At 56.0% G+C, this 19,627-nt stretch carries 15 protein-coding genes; 7 read left to right on the plus strand and 8 right to left on the minus strand.

Annotated features, from left to right (window positions below):
• The first annotated feature begins 202 nt into the window (after positions 1 to 202).
• A complete protein-coding gene (gene polX, locus Mal52_RS26230; RefSeq protein WP_145379595.1) occupies positions 203 to 1,915 on the plus strand; it encodes a DNA polymerase/3'-5' exonuclease PolX in 1,713 nt (570 codons plus the stop codon).
• A 52-nt stretch (positions 1,916 to 1,967) separates the two neighbouring features.
• Here the strand turns inward: polX and Mal52_RS26235 are convergent, their stop codons facing one another.
• Entirely contained in the window at positions 1,968 to 2,168 is a 201-nt protein-coding gene (locus tag Mal52_RS26235; protein WP_145379597.1) for a hypothetical protein, read from the minus strand.
• 349 nt (positions 2,169 to 2,517) lie between these two features.
• On the opposite strand from Mal52_RS26235, the gene Mal52_RS26240 reads away from it, so the two are divergent.
• A complete protein-coding gene (locus tag Mal52_RS26240) occupies positions 2,518 to 4,008 on the plus strand; it encodes an endo-1,4-beta-xylanase (protein ID WP_197534475.1) in 1,491 nt (496 codons plus the stop codon).
• A 73-nt stretch (positions 4,009 to 4,081) separates the two neighbouring features.
• Positions 4,082 to 5,500: a cryptochrome/photolyase family protein gene (locus Mal52_RS26245; protein ID WP_145379601.1), complete on the plus strand. Its 1,419-nt coding sequence runs from the start codon at positions 4,082 to 4,084 to the stop codon at positions 5,498 to 5,500.
• Positions 5,501 to 5,506: 6 nt separating this feature from the next.
• On the opposite strand, the gene Mal52_RS26250 is transcribed toward Mal52_RS26245, so the two are convergent.
• The 3 genes from Mal52_RS26250 to Mal52_RS26260 all read right to left on the minus strand — a co-directional run bounded on the left by Mal52_RS26250 (position 5,507) and on the right by Mal52_RS26260 (position 6,927).
• Complete coding sequence (locus Mal52_RS26250; protein ID WP_145379603.1) at positions 5,507 to 5,929, minus strand: hypothetical protein; 423 nt, start codon at positions 5,927 to 5,929, stop codon at positions 5,507 to 5,509.
• Between the two features lie 130 nt (positions 5,930 to 6,059).
• A complete protein-coding gene (locus Mal52_RS26255) occupies positions 6,060 to 6,437 on the minus strand; it encodes a hypothetical protein (protein ID WP_145379605.1) in 378 nt (125 codons plus the stop codon).
• Positions 6,406 to 6,927, minus strand: coding sequence for a hypothetical protein (locus Mal52_RS26260; protein ID WP_145379607.1), 522 nt, complete (start codon positions 6,925 to 6,927; stop codon positions 6,406 to 6,408). Before Mal52_RS26260 ends, Mal52_RS26255 begins: the two co-directional genes overlap by 32 nt.
• Positions 6,928 to 7,268: 341 nt before the next feature.
• On the opposite strand from Mal52_RS26260, the gene Mal52_RS26265 reads away from it, so the two are divergent.
• A complete protein-coding gene (locus Mal52_RS26265; protein WP_145379609.1) occupies positions 7,269 to 7,976 on the plus strand; it encodes a hypothetical protein in 708 nt (235 codons plus the stop codon).
• Positions 7,977 to 8,609: 633 nt separating this feature from the next.
• On the opposite strand, the gene Mal52_RS26270 is transcribed toward Mal52_RS26265, so the two are convergent.
• Together Mal52_RS26270 and Mal52_RS26275 are read right to left on the minus strand one after the other, a co-directional pair.
• Positions 8,610 to 10,064, minus strand: a complete 1,455-nt coding sequence (locus Mal52_RS26270) for a catalase (protein WP_145379611.1) — start codon at positions 10,062 to 10,064, stop codon at positions 8,610 to 8,612.
• Between the two features lie 711 nt (positions 10,065 to 10,775).
• A complete protein-coding gene (locus tag Mal52_RS26275) occupies positions 10,776 to 13,727 on the minus strand; it encodes a vitamin B12-dependent ribonucleotide reductase (protein ID WP_231962448.1) in 2,952 nt (983 codons plus the stop codon).
• Between the two features lie 744 nt (positions 13,728 to 14,471).
• Between Mal52_RS26275 and Mal52_RS26280 the strand changes: the two genes are divergently transcribed.
• Together Mal52_RS26280 and Mal52_RS26285 are read left to right on the plus strand one after the other, a co-directional pair.
• Positions 14,472 to 15,428, plus strand: a complete 957-nt coding sequence (locus Mal52_RS26280; RefSeq protein WP_145379612.1) for a DUF6807 domain-containing protein — start codon at positions 14,472 to 14,474, stop codon at positions 15,426 to 15,428.
• 60 nt (positions 15,429 to 15,488) lie between these two features.
• Positions 15,489 to 16,607 (plus strand): glycosyltransferase family 4 protein, encoded by a 1,119-nt coding sequence (locus Mal52_RS26285; RefSeq protein WP_145379615.1) that lies wholly within the window; start codon positions 15,489 to 15,491, stop codon positions 16,605 to 16,607.
• Positions 16,608 to 16,618: 11 nt separating this feature from the next.
• Here Mal52_RS26285 and Mal52_RS26290 read toward each other — a convergent pair whose 3' ends face one another.
• Positions 16,619 to 17,059 (minus strand): hypothetical protein, encoded by a 441-nt coding sequence (locus tag Mal52_RS26290; RefSeq protein ID WP_145379616.1) that lies wholly within the window; start codon positions 17,057 to 17,059, stop codon positions 16,619 to 16,621.
• A gap of 222 nt (positions 17,060 to 17,281) precedes the next feature.
• Between Mal52_RS26290 and Mal52_RS26295 the strand changes: the two genes are divergently transcribed.
• The gene (locus tag Mal52_RS26295) at positions 17,282 to 17,551 is read left to right on the plus strand and encodes a hypothetical protein (RefSeq protein WP_145379618.1); all 270 of its coding nucleotides are present in this window, start codon (positions 17,282 to 17,284) and stop codon (positions 17,549 to 17,551) included.
• A 394-nt stretch (positions 17,552 to 17,945) separates the two neighbouring features.
• Here the strand turns inward: Mal52_RS26295 and Mal52_RS26300 are convergent, their stop codons facing one another.
• Positions 17,946 to 19,526: a vWA domain-containing protein gene (locus Mal52_RS26300; protein WP_197534476.1), complete on the minus strand. Its 1,581-nt coding sequence runs from the start codon at positions 19,524 to 19,526 to the stop codon at positions 17,946 to 17,948.
• Positions 19,527 to 19,627 lie beyond the last annotated feature (101 nt).

Genomic DNA, 19,627 nt, shown 5'->3' on the forward strand with positions numbered 1-19,627 from the left:
CTGAGAATGATTGCACTGACATCTCGAAAGTCAATCCTTCAGTCAACAAAAACGGCATTCGCCATTAAAAACCTAGGTCACAAATCCCCTCACGTCAAATCGGCCCCAGCGACCCGTAGCCTTGTTGTGTACTCTGCGAAGTCGCAAAATATCGAACCTGTTTTAAATACCAACTCTTTCCACAACACCACGATCCACTCTCATGCAAAACTCTGAAATCGCTCGCGCGTTTGATGATCTGGCCGATCTGTTAGAAATCGACGGCGCCAATGCCTTTCGCTTGCGGGCTTATCGCAATGCATCGCGAATGATCGCCGACCTCCCGGAGTCCATGACGGCGATTGTCGAGGACGCAGACCGCTCCCCCAGTGAGCTGCCCGGGATCGGAAAGGATCTCGCGGAAAAAATCACGACGTTGGTCGAAACCGGCACCTTGCCTCAACTCGATGAGATGCGGGATAAGATTCCCCCGGGAGTCGTGGAAATGCTGCGGTTGCCCGGCATGGGTCCCAAGAAAGCAGCCATTTTGTTCCATGAACTCTCCATCACCACGCTGGAGGATTTGAAGCAAGCTGCTGAGCAAGAACAAATCCGCGCGCTGAAAGGGTTTGGCAAGAAGACCGAAGAATCGATCCTGGAAGGATTAGCACACGCACAACAATCCGCCGGACGAGTCTTTTTAGCCGATGCAAAAATCCAAGCCGACGCCATCTTCGAATCGCTATCGCAGTTACCCTCGGTTCAACAAATCGCCGCAGCCGGCAGTTTGCGGCGGAGACGAGAAACCGTCGGTGATTTAGACATGTTGATCACAGCCGACGACTCCACCGAACCGATGGATGCGTTGGCAGACCACGAGTTGGTGGAAAAAGTTTTAGCCCGCGGCGAAACCAAACAGCGCGTCCGACTGCGATCCGGTTTGGAAATGGACCTGCGGGTCGTGCCCGCAGAATCGTACGGCGCCGCTCTCCAATACTTCACCGGCTCCAAAGCGCATAACATCGTCGTCCGCCGCCGTGCCCAGGAGCGAGGGCTGAAGATCAATGAATACGGCGTGTTTCGCGACGAAGACGCTGTTGCGGGACAGACCGAAGAAGAGGTCTACGCCGCCGTCGACCTGCCGTGGATCCCGCCGGAACTGCGCGAGGACCGACGGGAATTCGAATGGGCAGAGAACAATGCACTGCCAACGCTGATCGAAATAGAAGACATTCGCGGTGATTTGCACATGCACACCACCGCCACCGACGGCACGGCGTCGATCGCCGACATGGCGGCGGCCGCAAAAAAGCGCAAGCTGAAATACATCGCCATTACCGATCACTCGAAGCGAGTCACCATGGCCCAAGGCTTGGACGCCAAGCGGTTGCGCGCGCATTGGAAAGAGATCGACAAGGTCAATGCTGAGACTTCTGGAATTGAAATTCTCAAAGGCATCGAATGTGATATCCTTGAGGATGCAACACTCGATTTGCCCGATGACGTGTTGGCCGAAGCGGATTGGGTGATCGCTGTGCTGCATTATGGTTTGAAACAGCCACAGGACCAAATTCACAAACGGCTGCTCACAGCGATCAAAAACCCGCATGTCTCTATCATTGGGCACCCGACCGGACGTCTGATCGGCAAGCGACCGGGAGCGGAGATGAACATGCAGGAGATCCTCAAAGCGGCCGCCGACCACGGTGTGATGATGGAGATCAATGCGCATCCCAGCCGATTGGATCTCGACGACGTCGCCGCCGCAGCGGCAAAGGACCTGGGCATTCCCATCGTAATCAGCACCGACGCCCACGCGACAACCGGCTTCGACGTGCTGCAGTACGGCATCTACCAAGCCCGTCGCGCGGGGCTGGAGAAGAAAGACGTGGCGAACACCAAGACGTGGGGCCAGTTTAAGAAGTTGTTGCGGTGAGGTTCGGTCCTTGCCGGGTGTCACTCGGAAGTTCGACGATCGCTTTGCGGGCTTACCGTTTCCTTTTGCGGCGTTTATGAATTTCTTTGCGGCGACGAATCCATTTCCGCTCTAATAGGTACCAACGTAACTTTTCGGAAATTGTGGCATAAATGATTGCTGCGACCAACAAAACAACAAACGCCAACAGGAGCACGAACGTTAAATTCGAGAACCATCCCAAAACCGTCTCGATTGGATGTGGAGAATCCATGTTGAGCGACTCGATTCTGCCAATTTGCCTGCGTATTCAGCTTTCATCCAACGGTAAAGCGATAATTACGGACGGTCAACTGGTTCTCTGCCAACCCTGTTAAGATTTCTACAAACCCTAAGAAGATCCACGGAAAATCGTGTCGGTTCGTATGAGTCAATTGAAAATTTGAGCATCAACCCTAGAGTCGTCAGCAGAGGCAATGGGTGGCCTTGGGGGTCCGTTGGATTGGTTCGTCCAACCCTGTACAAATCGCCTCTTCCCCGTTGACGCGTCCCGCGGCAGGGGCAACAATGGCAGGCGGAGGTTGCGGCACGTCGCGCGCGGCCGGCGGAGGGGAGAAAACGTAATGGGTGTCATGCGATTCGTTGTGCCTCAATGCGAATCGCTCAGCGATTGGCCCGAGGTATTTCGCGCCTATTCCAGTGGCCTGGATCGCAGCGTTTGGCCCACCCGCGTCGAATTCGACGGACAGACCATTGTATGTCGACGACAAAACTCCGAAAGCAGCCGGATGCACGTTGCTTGGCCGGTCCAGGACTTCGGCCGTCCCATGCTGGCGACCGCCATGCTTCCCGAACGCGAAGCCCCTTATGTCTTGGCCGTCGAATTGGCCCGCGGCAAAATCGTCCAGGTGCGCAACCTGCGTGCGGAACTGACTCAGGCCGATTTGACCTTGCCGCCTGAGTATCATCAGCGCTATGCGCAGGCCCACCGCGAATTTGGACACGCTGCCAGTTGCCAGGACGATGTCGCCAAGGCAACCGAATCTGCCAATCGAGCGATTTACCACGCCTGTCACGCCGCTGAATTGTTGGCCCGCGCCTACTCGCAACAGTTCTTGGAATCGCGACATCAACAATACGACCAACTGCCGACATCGCTGGGCTGTCGATTGGACAACCAAATCCCCGAACCGCCGGAGCAGGAGTTATTCTGTTCCGCTTTCAATTCGGCCGCCGTACCCATCGAATGGCAGTTGGTCGAGCCGATCGAAGGGCAGGCCGACTGGACCGCATTCGACGCTCAAGTCGACTGGTGTATGGAAAACCGATTGGTCATGCGGGGCGGACCGTTAATTGATCTCTCCCCGCGCGGATTACCAAAATGGCTGTGGGAATGGGAACAGGATTTTTGGAACCTGCAAAGTTTTGTCTGCGACTTTGTGGAAACTGCCGTTTCACGGTACATCGGTAAAATTCGCATTTGGGAATTGGCCGCCTGCGCCAACAGCGGCGGCGCGCTGGTGCTCAACGAAGAACAGCGCTTGACCCTCGTCGCCAAGACATTAGAAGTCGCGCGGCACATCGATGAAGAAGCGCGATTCGTGATTCGCATCGACCAGCCCTGGGGAGAATATCAGGCCCGCGGGCAACACCGGCTCTCCCCGTTACATTTTGCCGATGCCCTCGTGCGGGCCGGACTGGGACTGTCCGCACTCAATCTGGAAATCGCCATTGGTTATCGTCCCCGCGGGACGCCGTCGCGCGACCTGCTCGATTTCTCCTCGATGATCGACCGTTGGTGCGCATTGGGAATCCCCCTGCACATCACGTTGGCCTTTCCCACCAGCGACCAGCCTGATCCGCTGGCAGACAGTGATCTGGAGGTCGACCGCTCCGCTTGGAAACTACCGTGGAGTCCCACCGCCCAAGCTCAGTGGTTCGACATGCTATTGCCGCTGTTGATCGCTAAACCAGCCGTCGCTGCGGTCTATTGGGCGCAATTCTCCGACGCCACGCCGCACACCTTCCCGCATTCCGGGCTGATCGGCCCCGACGGGATCGCCAAGCCAACCTTGCAACACATGATCGACTATCGCCGCAAGCATTTGAAGTAACGGTCTTGTCCGCATGTGCCACGTGTCTGTAACGTAGCTCTGCAATACTTAGTTCTTCAACACGTGACCCACCATGACTGCCACAATCGTGCGGTTTCGCAATGATCTGCGGATTGATGATCACCCCGCGCTGTTGGCAGCAATCCAGCGCAGTCAGCCGATCGTCCCGGTCTTCGTGTGGTCCCCCGATGAAGCGGGCAATTGGGCGCCCGGGGCAGCGGCGCGGTGGTGGCTTGACCGCTCGTTGCGGAGTCTCGCTGCGGATTTGCAGCGACGCGGTTCGCGGTTGATCATCCGTTCCGGTGACGTCTACGAAGAAATTGATAAGCTCATCGAAGAAACCACCGCCGATGCCCTCTATTGGACTCGCGGCTACGGACCGGCACTTCTGGAAAGTGATCAGCGACTGGAAACGTCGTTCACCGAGCGGGGAGTGGAGGCCGTTTCCTACAGCGGACGGCTGCTGTTTGAACCGGACGCCGTGCGGACGAAACAGGGAAATCCCTACCGGGTGTTCACCCCGTTTTGGAAAGCCTGCCTGAATCTTGATCCACCGCGCGAGCCGACCTCCGCACCCCGCAAAATACCCACTCCGCAAGACTGGCCCGCATCGGAGTCGATCGATTCGCTCGGACTGGCTCCCCCATTGGATTGGGCCGACCAGTTTTCCCAGCGCTGGCAACCCGGTGAGCAGGGAGCGAATAAAAAACTAAAACGTTTCCTAAAACAAGCCGTTGCTGACTATGAAACGGGGCGCGATCAGCCCGATGATTACGGCACCTCGCGCATGTCGCCGCACCTGCACTTTGGCGAAATCAGCCCGCACAAGATTTGGTACACCCTGCAAACGCAAAGCGGTGACGGCTCCCAGGCCTACTTGCGGGAACTCGGCTGGCGGGAATTCGCGTATCACGTGCTCGTCAATTTCCCGGAAACACCCGACCAACCCTTGCGGCCCCAGTTTGAAAACTTTCCCTGGCAGCACAACGCAACAGCACTGCGGAAGTGGCAGCGGGGGCAAACCGGTTACCCGATTGTCGATGCCGGCATGCGCGAACTGTGGACAACCGGCTGGATGCACAATCGCGTCCGCATGATCGTCGCCTCATTTCTGACCAAAGATCTGCTCATCGATTGGCGGCAAGGTGCGCGCTGGTTCTGGGACACACTGGTCGACGCCGATCTGGCCAACAACACCATGGGCTGGCAATGGACCGCCGGCAGCGGCGCCGACGCCGCCCCCTACTTCCGCATCTTCAACCCCGTCCGCCAGGGAGAGAAATTCGATCCCGCCGGCAACTACGTACGGCAATGGGTGCCGGAATTAAATTCGCTACCGAAAAAGTGGATCCATAACCCATGGGAAGCCCCCGCCGACGTGCTGGCTGAGGCGGGCGTTGAGTTGGGTAAGAATTATCCGCAGCCAATTGTGAATCATGGTGAGGCGAGGAAGGCGGCGCTGGCGGCTTATGAACTGATTAAAGGCACGTAGTTCAGTTCAAAGGCTGTTCCACAGATACATTTCCTTGCCCGTCTCGGCTGCGCGGCGTGCGAGTGTGGATAAATCGGCAACGATGGGGGCAAAATCGTCGGGCGACCAACCGAGTTCTTCTGCGGTTGCTTGTGCAAACTGAGCCGCAATATCGGTGATCTCGACATCCCCGATCCGCGCTAGGCCTTCCAGCATGTCTTGTGGAACGGTCGTCGTCCACTCTTCCGCATCTTCGGGCGTGATAAGTTGAAACTCACCGAGCAAATCGACGTCGTATTCGCGCCCGCGTAAAACTGCCAGAAACTGCGCAGCTTGCAATGGAGTGATCGATTTCAACTGGCACTGGTCCGCCGCGTCGAACGCATCGCCGCCAGCGTAGTTTGGAGCGCGCGTTGGATCAGCAATGAAGAAGTCGCTGAGAATTCCCATGGGATATCCAATTCCGTCAATCCAATAGTTCCGGCAGTACCGGACGAATGCGGACACACTTTACTTAAACTCTACCAAGCAACAAGCGGCCGGTAAAACCGGTCCTACGTCCTTCGCGAGATTCTCCGAATCAGATTTTGTCCGCAATCGACGTCCCGTCAGAGAGCCCTCCCCAAGGTTGGCCGCTCCAGACCCACAACTGATCGATCGCAATCCGTTGTAGTGGCCCAAACGCAAGTGACGGAACCGCGCCGCGTGACACATACATGACGTTGGTTGTACGAATTCTCGCTGTAATAAAACCGTCATCAATGTCATGAGCAGAGAGAATCATTACATCCCGGCGGATATCACGCGCGATAAACCGAGACAGTACACACTCATCGCGATAGATCTTGCGATGTCTTCGTTTTATCAATTGACGGAAAATGTTTTTGATTGGCTTCAGCATGATTTCTTGTTGACTTAATGTTAAATCACTTCGTTTTCCCCTCCCCAAACCGCTCATCAACAATCAACGTCTCCGCCGGTAGCGGAATGCGATTCAGGTCGACGATTTTACCGTCGACTATCAGTTCGATGTAAGTCGTGTTGATCCACGATTTTGCCCCGCGCTTTTTCGCTTCCTCCAGTGCGGCATCCACTTTGTCCTTAGGGGCTCCATGGGCTTGCAGCGTATGAATACAAACTCCGGCGTCGCCTTTGCCGTCCAACCAAAAACTGGGACCGCGCCGCAGCACAATCGGTGCCCCTTCGGTTTTGACCTTCAGGATGTGTGGCCACGCTGCTTCGAATTCCTCGCGCGTTGTGAAAGGGATCGCGTAATTCACCTGCGGAAACATTGGGCCTTCGAAGGTCCGCGCCTGTTTGCGGAGCGGTTCTAATTCCTGAGGCCAATCTTTGGGCCAGTCCCCGCCGTCCTTCACTTGATAGAGGGCGTACAGTGGGCCGGCTGAAAGAATCAAGATCGCTGCTAGCAGCGGAATCGCGCGTTTCATTGTGATCGCTCCAATGAGAATGTGACCGGGGGAGGCTCCTGATTCTGACGCGGTACTCGCAGGAATGGTTCCAGGAATTCTATGGAACTTTGGCTCCACTGAATAGACGAGCCTGCCTCACGTGGACGAGGCCACAGAGTCAACGGCGCAAACCATCAGACGGCAAATCCGATGCTTTTCTGCCAGACGGGCTGAAAAAAATTGACGCGGCGAATTTTCTCCTGTACCGTTGGTTCCAATACGACAAAGCGGTGCAATCGATCGCTTTGTGAACGCAATATTCGAAGTGCTGCGCATGTACAAATCGTTTTCATATTCTTTCCAATTTTAGGATGTTCTTCATGTCTGATACGCACAACGATCATGACTCGACTTCTTCCCCGGCAACGGATGCGGAACTGCAGGGCGATGCTGGAACATTAATTCCCTGGACGGTCAGTAACAGCGACGGAAGTAAGTCACACATTGTCCATGTCGACTCTGAAGGCATCACTTGGGCCTTGGGGATGAAAAAGCCCGAGGCGTTCGGGCAACTCGTCGGCAGACTGGCGGCTCAGCCGGATCAATCCGCCGCTTTGATCGGAGAACAAAAAGGCGGACAGCATCTTTCGCGCAACGACATCGACCGCGTGACCTTTGCAGAAGACCTCAAGCAATTGGTGATCACCGACAAAGCCGGAAAAAAACAGAAGATCGCAAAAGGAGACGACGACGAGCAGAAACAGGTCTTCGAAGCAGTCGGGCAACACCTCGGCGGCAAGGCCAGTGAGGAAGAGGCGGACGCTTGGTCGATCATACAGGGGCCGTTGGTCACGCTGGCAATCTTCGCCGCGATCGGCGGGTTTTTCATCTACTTCACCACAATCTCTGACCCAAACTACGAAGCCACCGGCCGTCGCAGCGGAATGAAGCAATTGATGAACTGGCTCGGCTACACCATCGGCCCCACCTGGGCCTCGGTCATCGTGGGTGCCCTGGTGCTACTGATCATTTCCTTAACGGTCGTCCAACTCGTGAAACGACCGACGCGGAAGGTTTTGGAGTTGTGATTGCTTGGCGTGAGTATCGCTAGGCAATACCGACCAAGCAGCCGCCTGAGGAGTTGGCTGAAGCAGGGAGGGGCTATTGGAAAACTCCGATGTGAGTGTTGTTCAAACGGATGGTAGCACGACAGTCAGGCTCCCCATGCCGTTACCCTATATTCCGGTCCCTGAGTGGATGTCGTCACTTGATTTTTTTTCGTTCGTCGCCATTCCGGTATGGGTGACTGGTTCGATGCTGGTTCGGTCGATGTGTCGTATCCAACCACCGCCGCTCGCCATCTTTTGTGTCACGCCGGACAGATTTCGGATGGAATTGGTAGCGCGCGAGAGCGGCAATTTGACGACCTTCGAGTGTGATCGGAAACAGATCGTTGAACTGCGAAAGAATCGATTCGAACCAGGGCTTTGGATTCACGTGCGTGGCCAGAAGATGCACTCGTATCTGCAAGATGTAGACGACGACACGATTCACTCACTATGTCGTGAATTGTGGACGATCCTCGCCTCGAATTGCGAGAGGGTGTCTTCTGGCCTGTCATGTGAAACTGAGTGAAATGCGTCTGGCGGCTGCTTGACGCGCGCGATCTCCAATGGTCAATCGCGCACGCCATCAAGCAGCTGCCTGACCGATTCACGTTCTCACCCGCCCGAGACGCCTTTCGCGATGCGGTCGCCGACGGCTTTGTCGATGTTGCGCCAGTACTCAAACGCGCGCTGCAACACCGGATCAGAGACGCCGTCCTTCAGATGTCCGACGACATTCGACACCAACCGGTCGCGCTGCGCATCGTCCATGACCTCGCGAACCAAGGTGCCGGCTTGGCCCCAATCATCGTCGTCTTCTCGCAGGGTGTAAGCGGCGCGGATGAATTCGCCGTTGGCTTCCCAGACGGCCGACTCAGGATAGCGCTCGCCGTCAGCCTGGGGGCCGCCTTTGGAGTTCGGGGCATACACGGGGTCGGACACGTTGTCGACGCGCATCGCCCCATCCTTGCTGTAGCTATTCACAGGCGCTTCGGGGCGGTTGACTGGAATTTGCTTGTAGTTGACACCCAAGCGATGACGGTGGGCGTCGGCATACGCAAACATGCGGCCGAGCAACATTTTGTCTGGGCTGATCCCGATCCCCGGTACTAGGTTGTTCGGTTCGAACGCCGCCTGTTCGATTTCTGTATGAAAGTCAGTTGGGTTGCGATCCAGCGTCAACCGGCCGACGTCGTGCAGCGGATAGTCACCGTGCGGCCAAACTTTCGTCAGGTCGAACGGATTGAAGCGATACGTTTTCGCTTCTTCGAAAGGCATGATCTGGACCTTCAGTGACCAACTGGGATAGTCCCCGCGTTGGATCGATTCAAACAGATCGCGGCGATGATAGTCGCCGTCGCTGCCAGCCAGTCGGTCCGCCTCATCCTGGGGGAGAAAGTCAATTCCCTGATCGGTCTTGAAGTGGTACTTCACCCAGAACCGTTCACCGGCCGCATTGACCCACATGTAGGTGTGACTCGAGTAGCCGTTCATGTGCCGCCAATTCTTAGGAATCCCGCGGTCCCCCATCAACCAGGCGACTTGGTGGGCGGACTCCGGCGAAAGGGTCCAGAAGTCCCACTGCATGTCGTGGTCGCGGAGACCATTGTCCGCACGGCGTTTTTGCGAGCGGATGAAGTGTTGAAACTTCATCGGATCGCGGAGAAAGAACACAGGCGTGTTGTTCCCCACCATATCGTAGTTGCCTTCGCTTGTATAAAACTTCAGCGCAAAGCCACGCGGGTCGCGCCACGTATCGGGGCTGCCCCGTTCGCCGGCCACCGTGGAAAAGCGGATCAACGTGCCGGTTTTCACGCCCGGCTGAAACAACGCCGCTTTGGTAAAGCCGCTGACATCGTGCGTGACTTCGAAGTGCCCAAACGCGCCGGACCCTTTGGCATGAGGCTGGCGCTCGGGGATCCGCTCCCGATTGAAATTCGCCATCTGTTCAATCAGGTAATGGTCGTGTAACAGAATCGGTCCATCCGGCCCTACGGTCAGCGAATGTTCGTCACTGGAAACCGGAATCCCCGCATCAGTCGTCGTGGGTGGGGGGGTCTCTTTTTTCATGATCATTCTCCTTAGATTGCTGTGTTCGACCCAAGCGACCCAACGACCACAAATTCAACCGCGGTACTGCGGGAATTCATCGCCGCCAATCTGCCGCCTAGCCAGAGAAGTTCAAATTCGAGGGAGCAGAGACAAAACACACGCTTCCGTATCCAAGTTGCACCGCCTCCCCCCGTAGACTCGGCCCATGTCTTTTACTAGCGGGCATCATACTCCGTTCTACCCCTGGAGAGAAAGCGTGCGCAGAAACGCGCGGGCAATGTGTCTTGCAGAATGGCCCCCATGCGCGAAGTGCAGATCCATGGCCGAAGGCCTACTGACATCATAGCCAGGGGCAACGCCCCTGGAATCGGAAACCGCAAATTCCATGGTTGGCCAACGGCCAACATCACCCGCTGATTCATGCACCGCATGTTGAATATGGCCTACGGCCAAAATCCGTATTGTCGCACATGCTCCCTACGGCGTTGCCGCAGGCTAAGGTGTCGGTTGGCCTTCGGCCAACGGGCCGTTCGGTGCGGTAGAATAATCAGTCCGTAGGTCAGGCTCCCGCCTGACGCGAATGACACAGGACGATCAATCGCGCAAGCCGTTAGGTGGCTGCCTGACCAACTCGCTTGCACCTCCAGTTTACAAAAAAAAACCACTACAAACAAAAACGCCCCGGCTTTTGGCCGGGGCGCTGGGAACAGGATATGCGATGAGCCCTCCTTAACTACAACCCATGCTGTTCCCGCAGTTGTGGCAGAGATAGCAATTGCCATTGCGGACGGTGATCGCTCCGCAATTGTCGCATGCCGGGGCATCCGATTGGTATTTGGCGAACAACTCACTGCGAGCTGCGGGGGTGTCTTCCAACTGCACCATGTCCTGTTTGGTCACATTCGTGGAATGACCATTGGCAGGGGTGTCAGGCAAAACCTCCGGCGTGGCGACTGTAGCGGTCGTGGCAGTTGCCACGGCCTTGGTTGCTTCGGCTGCGGTTGCTTCGGTCGTCTCTTCCTCAGTTTCCCGCACCGGAGCGTTCGCTTCGCGATAACCGGTGAGGAACTCCATGCCCAACCAACGGAAGATATAGTCGACCACGCTCTTGGCGTTGGGAATATCTGGATTGTTCGTCCATCCCGACGGTTCAAAGCGGGAGTGTGAAAACTTGTTGACGAACACTTCCAGCGGCACGCCGTATTGCAGACCCATCGACATCTCGGTACCGATGACATCCATCAGTCCACCGATCGTGCTGCCTTCCTTGGCCATGGTGATGAACAATTCACCCGGCGTACCATCCTCAAACAGACCCACGGTCACGTAGCCTTCATGGCCGCCGACGGAGAACTTATGCGTCAGCGACTGCCGCGTTGAGGGCAATCGTCGCCGCGCCGGAGCAGCCACTTGCGGGGCCTGCTTACTGTCGTCTCCGTCTTTGCTGGTATTGAGCGGCTGGCTTTTCTTGGAACCGTCGCGATAAATCGCCAACGCTTTCAATCCCAGTCTCCAGCCCTCGATATAAGCTTCTTCGATGTCTTCGACAGTCGAGTTTTCGGGCATATTGACGGTTTTGGAAATCGCACCGGAGAGGAACGGTTGAGCGGCGGCCATCATGCCGACGTGTCCCCGCCAACTGATCGAACGTTCGCCGTTGAGCGCCTTAAAGGCACAATCAAATACCGGCAAGTGCTCGTCCTTGATGTCCGCAGCACCTTCGATCGTATCGAACTCTTCGATGTGCTTGCAAATCGCGTCGATCGCGGCACCATCATAGCCTAGTGATCGCAACGCCATTGGCACTGTGCGGTTGATGATTTTCATCATGCCGCCGCCGGCGAGTTGCTTGTACTTGACCAACGCGATGTCCGGCTCGATACCGGTCGTGTCGCAGTCCATCATAAACGCGATCGTGCCGGTCGGAGCCAACACCGTCGCCTGGGCGTTGCGGTAACCATGTTGTCGGCCCGAAGTCAGGCAGTCGTTCCACACTTCGCGGGCTGCGTCGCGGAGATACACCGGACAATTCGGATCGATCTTCTCGACCGCATCGCGATGCATTTGCATGACGTTCAGCATCGGTTCGCGGTTTTCGCTGTATCCGGCAAACGTCCCAATCTTGCTGGCGATCTGACTGGAGGTCAAATACGCTTGCCCATTGAGCAACGCCGTCAACGAACCACAGATGCCGCGGCCGGTCTCGCTGTCGTAGGGAATTCCCATCGACATCAACAGGCTGCCGAGATTGGCATAACCCAGCCCCAACGGGCGGTACATATGGCTGTTCTCGGCAATCGCCGGCGTCGGATAGCTGGCGTGGTCGACGAGAATTTCCTGAGCGGTGATGAAGATCGCGGCCGCCCGGCGGAACCGGTCGACGTCGAACGTCGCATCGGCGTTCTGATACTTCATCAGGTTCAAGCTGGACAAGTTGCAAGCCGTGTCGTCCAGGAACATATATTCCGAGCAGGGGTTCGAGGCATTGATCGGTCCCGAATTCGGACAGGTATGCCACTGATTGATCGTCGTGTCGTATTGCACGCCGGGATCACCACAGTACCAAGTGCCTTCGGCCATAGCCCGTAGCACATCTTTGGCTTCGTACTCGGGGCCGGGCTGATTTTCGTCGGTGACCCAGTGCGTTTGCCATTTCTTGCCGTTGGTTGCGGCTTCCATGAACGCATCGCTGGTGCGGACCGACAGGTTTGCGTTTTGAAACATGATCGAACTATAGGCTTCGCCATTGAAGTTCGATTCGTATTCGCCGCTTTCGATCAGCGTCCGGGCTTTTCTTTCTTCCTTGGCCTTGGCTTCGATGAACTCCAAGATGTCCGGATGCCAATCCTTCAGACTTTGCATCTTGGCCGCACGACGGGTTTTGCCACCCGATTTGACCACGGCCGCGATTTGGTCGTAGACCCGCATGAAGGAGAGCGGACCCGACGGAATTCCGCCGCCCGTCAGTTTTTCGCGGGCACTACGGATCGTCGACAGATCGGTTCCCGTTCCTGAACCGAATTTGAAGAGCATCGCTTCGCTGGTCGCCAGCCGCATGATGTCTTCCATGTTGTCGTCGACCGACTGAATAAAACAGGCCGAGCCTTGTGGGTATTCATAAGGCGTATCGGGCCGCTTGATGGAGTTGGTCTCAACATCCCAGCGGTAGTTGCCACGACAGCCTTTGACGCCGTATTGGTGATACAGCCCGACGTTGAACCAAACCGGTGAGTTGAACGAGCCGTGCTGGTGTAGCAGCAACCAAGTCAAATCGCGGTAATAGATTTCGCCATCTTCGCTGGAAGCAAAGTAGCCGTCTCGAATGCCCCAATCGGTGATCGTCCGCGAGACGCGGTGAATCAACTGGCGAACGCTGTTTTCGCGTTCCGGCGTTCCCGGTTCGCCAAAGAAGTACTTACTGACAACGACGTTGGTCGCCAGCGAACTCCAACCGGCGGGAACTTCGCAGTCGGTTTGTTCAAACAGAACGTTCCCGTTTTCGTCTTTGATATGGGCAGAACGATATTCCCATTCGACCGTATCAAACGGGTCGGTACCAGCTGGGCAGAATGAGGGAGTGGTGGCGACCTTCATCGAAGTCGGCTCCACGGGACGGTGGCCGTTATGGCCGTTGTGGGTGTGAGACTCGGTGGTAGCAGTTCCATGCACTTTGTGCATCATGCACTCCTTGAGATTCCATAGGTTGTAACGCGGTTGCGTCTGTATCGAACGATTGGTCCTGTTCAAAACCGCCGTCTGAGCAATTCAATCACGGTTGTGTTGGTGGGGGGGAAGCATGCGTCTTGGTGATGAAGCCATGGCTTCTCCGCTGTGAAAACAGCAGTGCGCACCAACCTATCCCATTGCCCGTTACGCGGCCTTTCGTGGATGTTTATCGACAGACGACTGCCAGAAATGTGAACAAACGACCACTATATTGTAGAAATGGTTGGCACTTCATGCAATACCATCCCTTGGGTACATCGGCAATAACGTGCACCACATGTAGCGATCACTGGAAGGATCTACTATAAATTGGCGATTCACTTTGTCAATACGCGACTACTTGCGTTTCGCCATTCACCCCCGAGTCTAAGGGCGCAAGTCCCAGCCCTAAAAAGGACTTGCCGCGATTCATATAATTTTCATTTTTGCGAATTTTGAGATAAGCCGCGCCCAGTCCCACCGGAAAACCTGACCGTTTTCCACCAATTCCCCCAAACAGCTATACATTAACAATATTTCGCAAGTCACTGTCATAAAACAACTTGTGACCGAAACCACTTTTCGGGAAATTTGCACGACAAAAGCACAAATCCAGCAGACACCGACAACTGGTACCGGGACTGGTATACTACGCCTCCGCTTCACCAGGCGGCACGCGACGATTGCCGACAATTCGTTGATTCACCCCAGGAGTCACCCATGTGGAAGCCAACCAGTGCCCTCTCAATGGTCCTCATCCTCAGTCAGTGCGGTGGAGCATTCGCTGCGGAGCCTACCGTCGGCTTTCAGGAAAAACCGGGGCAAGTCAACGTCCTGATTTCCGGACAGCCCGCTTTCACCTATGTCTACCAGGATGACGCTACGCTGCGTCCCTATTTTTCCAATGTCCATACGCCGGGCAACATTCGTGTCACGAGGAAACACCCCATCGATTCGCAGAGCGAAGGGGGAGATCATGGCACGATGCACCCGGGAATCTGGCTGGCCTTCGGCGATATCAACGGTGCGGACTTTTGGCGAAATCGCGCCCAGGTCGTGCACGCCGGTTTTGTAGAAAAACCGCACGTCAAAAACGGTCGCGGAATGTTCTCGGTGAAAAATGAATACCGACATGACGGCAAACTCATTTGTACCGAGACCTGTCGCTACACGATCCTGCCTCAAGAGAGCGGATACTTGCTTGCCAGCGACTCCACCTTCGCCAACGACGACCATCCGTTTGCGTTCGGCGATCAAGAGGAACTCGGCTTTGGCGTCCGCGTGAATCGTAAACTACGCGTGAAAGGGGGTAACGGCCGTATCCTGAATGCAGATGGGCTCAAAGACGAGAAACAAGTCTGGGGCAAAGCGACCGACTGGTGCGACTACAGTGGCACCATCAACGACCGCCATGTAGGTCTGACCGTCATGCCGCACCCCGACAATTTCCGCCGTAGTTGGTTCCACGTCCGCGACTACGGCCTGATGCTGGCCAACCCTTTCGGACGCAAGGCGCTCACCGGTGGCGACAAGAGTTCCGTTTCCGTCCAACCGGGTGAAACCTTGCGGCTACGCTTTGGCGTCTTCATACACGACACCCCCAGCGCAGAGCAGTACTCGCCCGCAGCCGCTTATCGTGATTATCTAAAAGAAACACAATCGCCGAATGCATCGTGAAAGCTGTTTTGAAAGCGAAAGCACTGCTCCTCTCGCCACACCTTGTGGAAGTTGAATTCCATGCCACGCATTGCGATTTGTTTTGAATATCCGACGCTCAATGGCGGGGAGCGGTCGATGTTGGCGGTGCTGGATGCGCTGCGGACCGAGGCGACCGATTTTGTGATGTTGGCGCCCGCAGAGGGCCCGTTGGCGGCGGCGATTCTAAAACGCGGGTGGGAACTGATTCCACTACGTCTGCGCGACGCGACCGGGCAACGCCTCACGCGCGACGCGGTCATGGCCCATCTCCTCGAGGTGATAGCGCAAAGCAGAGCGGATTTGGTCCACGCCAACAGTCTCGCCATGGGACGTTTGACCGGTGCGATTGCCGCGCAGTTGAAGATCCCTTGTACGGCCCACATTCGCGATATTTTGCGGCTAAGCCGCGCAGCGATTACGGACCTGAATCGCAATTCGCAGATCGTCGCAGTCTCGCAAGCAACGCGCACGTTCCATGTCCGGCAGGGACTTGTTGAGGAACGGTCACAGGTGATTCATAACGGCATCGATACGGACGCGTTTCAGCCGCGCGCTGCTAGCGGTTGGCTGCACCAGGAATTAGGACTGCCGCCGCGCACGCTGCTGGTTGCGACCATTGGACAGATTGGACTACGCAAAGGGCAGGATGTTTTGGCGGCAGCGGCGCGTGCATTGCCATCGGAATTCGCCGACGTGCACTATTTGCTCATCGGAGAACGGAACTCCAGCAAACAAGAGAACATCGATTTTGACGAGTCGCTTGCGGGACAATTTCCAGCCGGGCGCTTCCACCGTTTAGACGTGCGGGACGACGTGCCGCAGTTATTAACAGAGATCGATTTGCTGGTGCATCCGGCGCGGCAAGAACCATTTGGTCGCGTCCTCTTAGAAGCGGCCGCCTGTGGGCGTGCGATTGTCGCGACCGATGTTGGTGGCACAGCGGAAATGCTGACTCATGGAGAATCAGCACTGCTCGTTCCAGCGGACGACGCAACAGCACTCGCAGCCACTATGGGCGAACTCCTGGGGAACGAAGCCCTGCGACACCAATTGGGGGCGGCCGCCCGCGCGCGCATCGAAGCTGATTTCACCATCGACCGCGCTGCCACGCAACTGCGTGATGTCTGGATGAAACAGACCTCACGCCGCAAACCCTAAAGGCCGGCAAGTCATTGGCCATGAAATCGCATAAAATGACGCTGCACGTTGGCAACGCACGATTGGCCATCAGTCGCCGCTGTGACGCAGTGGGCTTCGTCCGTGGCAGCACGCTGTAGATGCTCCCGCACCTGAGCAACATCGCCACTCAGGGCAGCCTCTTCGATCTCATCGCACGTCAGCCCAAAACAGGGACAAATCGGCGCAGCGGGATCTTTGGGATAGACCGGCTGCAAGAGGCTCGTGGCTGCGATCGTGCGCTCCATCTGATCAAAATAAGCGACAGAGCAGGGGGGATGCGGGCAAAAAAAGGCAGCGTCGCTGATTTGGTTCCGCAACTCCTCCGGCAAATGAGCGACCAGCGTCTCCCGATAAACAGCATGCCCGACCGTTCCGCAAGCCGGACAGCGGTCGCCATGGTCCTCGGGTTCTTTTACAAACGCTTTATTCATTTTCAGCGGGGGCCTTTCCAAGACAATCTTACCCTGAAATGGCCCTCAGCTCCTAGTCCGTTTGCATAGCCGGCACTGGCTCCCGATGAAGCGCCGGAGCGGACGGCGGATCGCTCTTCCGGTCACGTGGAATTCCGTTAACATACGCGCTATCGTAACGCGGCAGCATAGCCGGGTTGCATTGTGGAATCCCTTATACCAACGAACTCACGGACGAAAATTATGGAGACTTCGGAAAGCTGGAAAATGTTGTTTGAGAATTGGCCCGACTCAATTTCGCGTAAAGGGCTCTTGGTGACAAAGTTCCAGGAGACGATCCCCTTCGTCGACTTTATGATTTCGGGCGGCATCGTATTGTTCGAACGGGACAAACCCGATGCGGTCGGCGGCCGAAAAGTGATGCTGGCTTACGAATCAATCAGCGCCGTAAAAATCACCGAAATCATCGACCTACCCCGATTCCAAGTCATGGGCTTCCAACCCCCATTTTAAGAGCGGCAACAACACACCGCAGGGTGCGTCGCGACGCACCTTCCCAAGCAGACCGAGAGATGTCCCGCTAAAAAAGAACTCGCGCAAAGACGCAGAGCCGCAAAGAAGAAAAAGAGAAAGCTGTTGGAAACCCGTATAGATAAATCAATAACACCTGTTTCCAGGCCAGCCGCAAGCGACTCCTCAACGTGACACAACATCTTACTCTTTAAAAAGATAACTCTTTGCGTCTTTGCGTCTTTGCGCGAGGCTTTTCTTTCGTAGGGTGCGTCGCGACGCACCTTTCTATGTAGTATCAGAGATGTGCTTCGTAAAGAAGGACGCGCGTAAAGCCGCAAACAAAAAAACCATGAGAGACCCGCGCACTTGCAGCGTCTCTCTATGCACAAACCGGCTAGAGTTTACTCAATTGATTTCCGGCTTTGAGCGACCGGGCGCGTTCGACGAGTTCTACAAACTCCGCGCGGTATCCGTGAGGATCCCATGTCAGATTGGCGCGGGCAATTTCCAAAACGGTATCGAGCGTCGCGGTACCCCGATGCTCCGAATCGCGCAACAGCATTCCAAAGGCGGCGATCGCTGTTGCGAATTGAAAATCGGGCGAGGCTTCCGCAAATGACTTGTCGCTGTGCTGCAGCGTAAACCGCAACTCGCGACTATCGGTGCCATCAGGGTCTTTATAACGTAGCCGTAGCGTGAGCACCTCGAACTCATCGGCAACAGCAGCATTCTGCGGTTGTTGGTATTTCGACGGGTCGACCTGGGGCAGGGGGGTATCGCTGCCGACCGGCACAATTTCGTACAGTGCGGTGACCGTATGCCCCGCACCAATTTCGCCGGCATCCTTTGCGTCATCCTGAAAATCCTCCGCTTGCAGCATACGGTTTTCATAACCGATCAGCCGGTAGCCGGCCACGCGGGCCGGGTTGAAATCGACTTGAATCTTCACGTCTTTAGCAATCGTGATCAGCGTGCCGGTCATTTGTTCAACGAACACCTTGCGGGCTTCGTTGAGCGTATCGATGTAACCGTAGTTGCCATTCCCGCGGTCGGCTAATTTTTCCAACGTGGAGTCTTGGTAGTTTCCCATGCCAAATCCCAGCACGCTCAAATAGACACCACTTTTGGCTTTGCTCTCGATCAGCTGCACGAGATCGCTTTGGTTGGTGGTGCCGATATTGAAATCACCATCGGTACAGAGGATCACGCGGTTGACGCCGCCGGCAATGTAGTTTTCGACGGCCACGTTGTAGGCCAATTCCACACCCGCGCCGCCGTTGGTCCCGCCACCGGCATTCAACCGTTCCAGGGCGTCGTGAATCACGTCGCGTTGATCACCGGTCGTGGAGGGGAGTACCAATCCCGATGCGCCGGCATAGACCACGATCGCCACGCGGTCGTTTTCGCCGAAATTGTCGACGAGCATTTTGATCGCCGATTTAACGAGCGGAAGCTTATTGGGTTCGGCCATCGATCCGGAGACATCCAGCAAGAACACCAGATTGCTGACCGGACGGTGCGCACTGTTGATTTCACGCCCTTTCAAAGCAATGCGCGCCAAAGTGTGTGCGGGATTCCAGGGGCAACCCGCCATTTCGATACTGGCAGAAAACGGTTCATCGCCGCTGGGAGGAGGGTATTCGTACGGGAAATAGTTGAGCATTTCCTCAATCCGCACCGCCCCAGCCGGTGGCAGCTGCCCTTGTGTCAAGAACCGGCGCACGTTGGAGTAGGAAGCGGTGTCGACGTCGATCGAAAACGTCGAAAGGGGATTGACCGCGGCATTGAGGAAGCGGTTTTCAACAATCTGGTCGTAGGCTTCGCCACTAAAATCTGTGTCGTTGGACAGAGAGGTTTGTGCCATGGACTGGGCATCAATCGATGCCGCCTTTCTCTCTGTGTCCATCGGTCGATTGGAATCGTAGCTGCAACCAACCATACACATCGTGCCCAGCAGGACCAGAACAAAGCGCATCGCATCCCCTCCTCAAGAATTGTGAGGTGCCCGTGTTCGATAAGAAGTTAGCGTCGCGGTGCGAGCATTGAGCGCGACCGGCATTGGCTATCTATTAGAGA

The sequence above is a fragment of the Symmachiella dynata genome, from assembly GCF_007747995.1.
GTDB lineage: Bacteria > Planctomycetota > Planctomycetia > Planctomycetales > Planctomycetaceae > Symmachiella > Symmachiella dynata.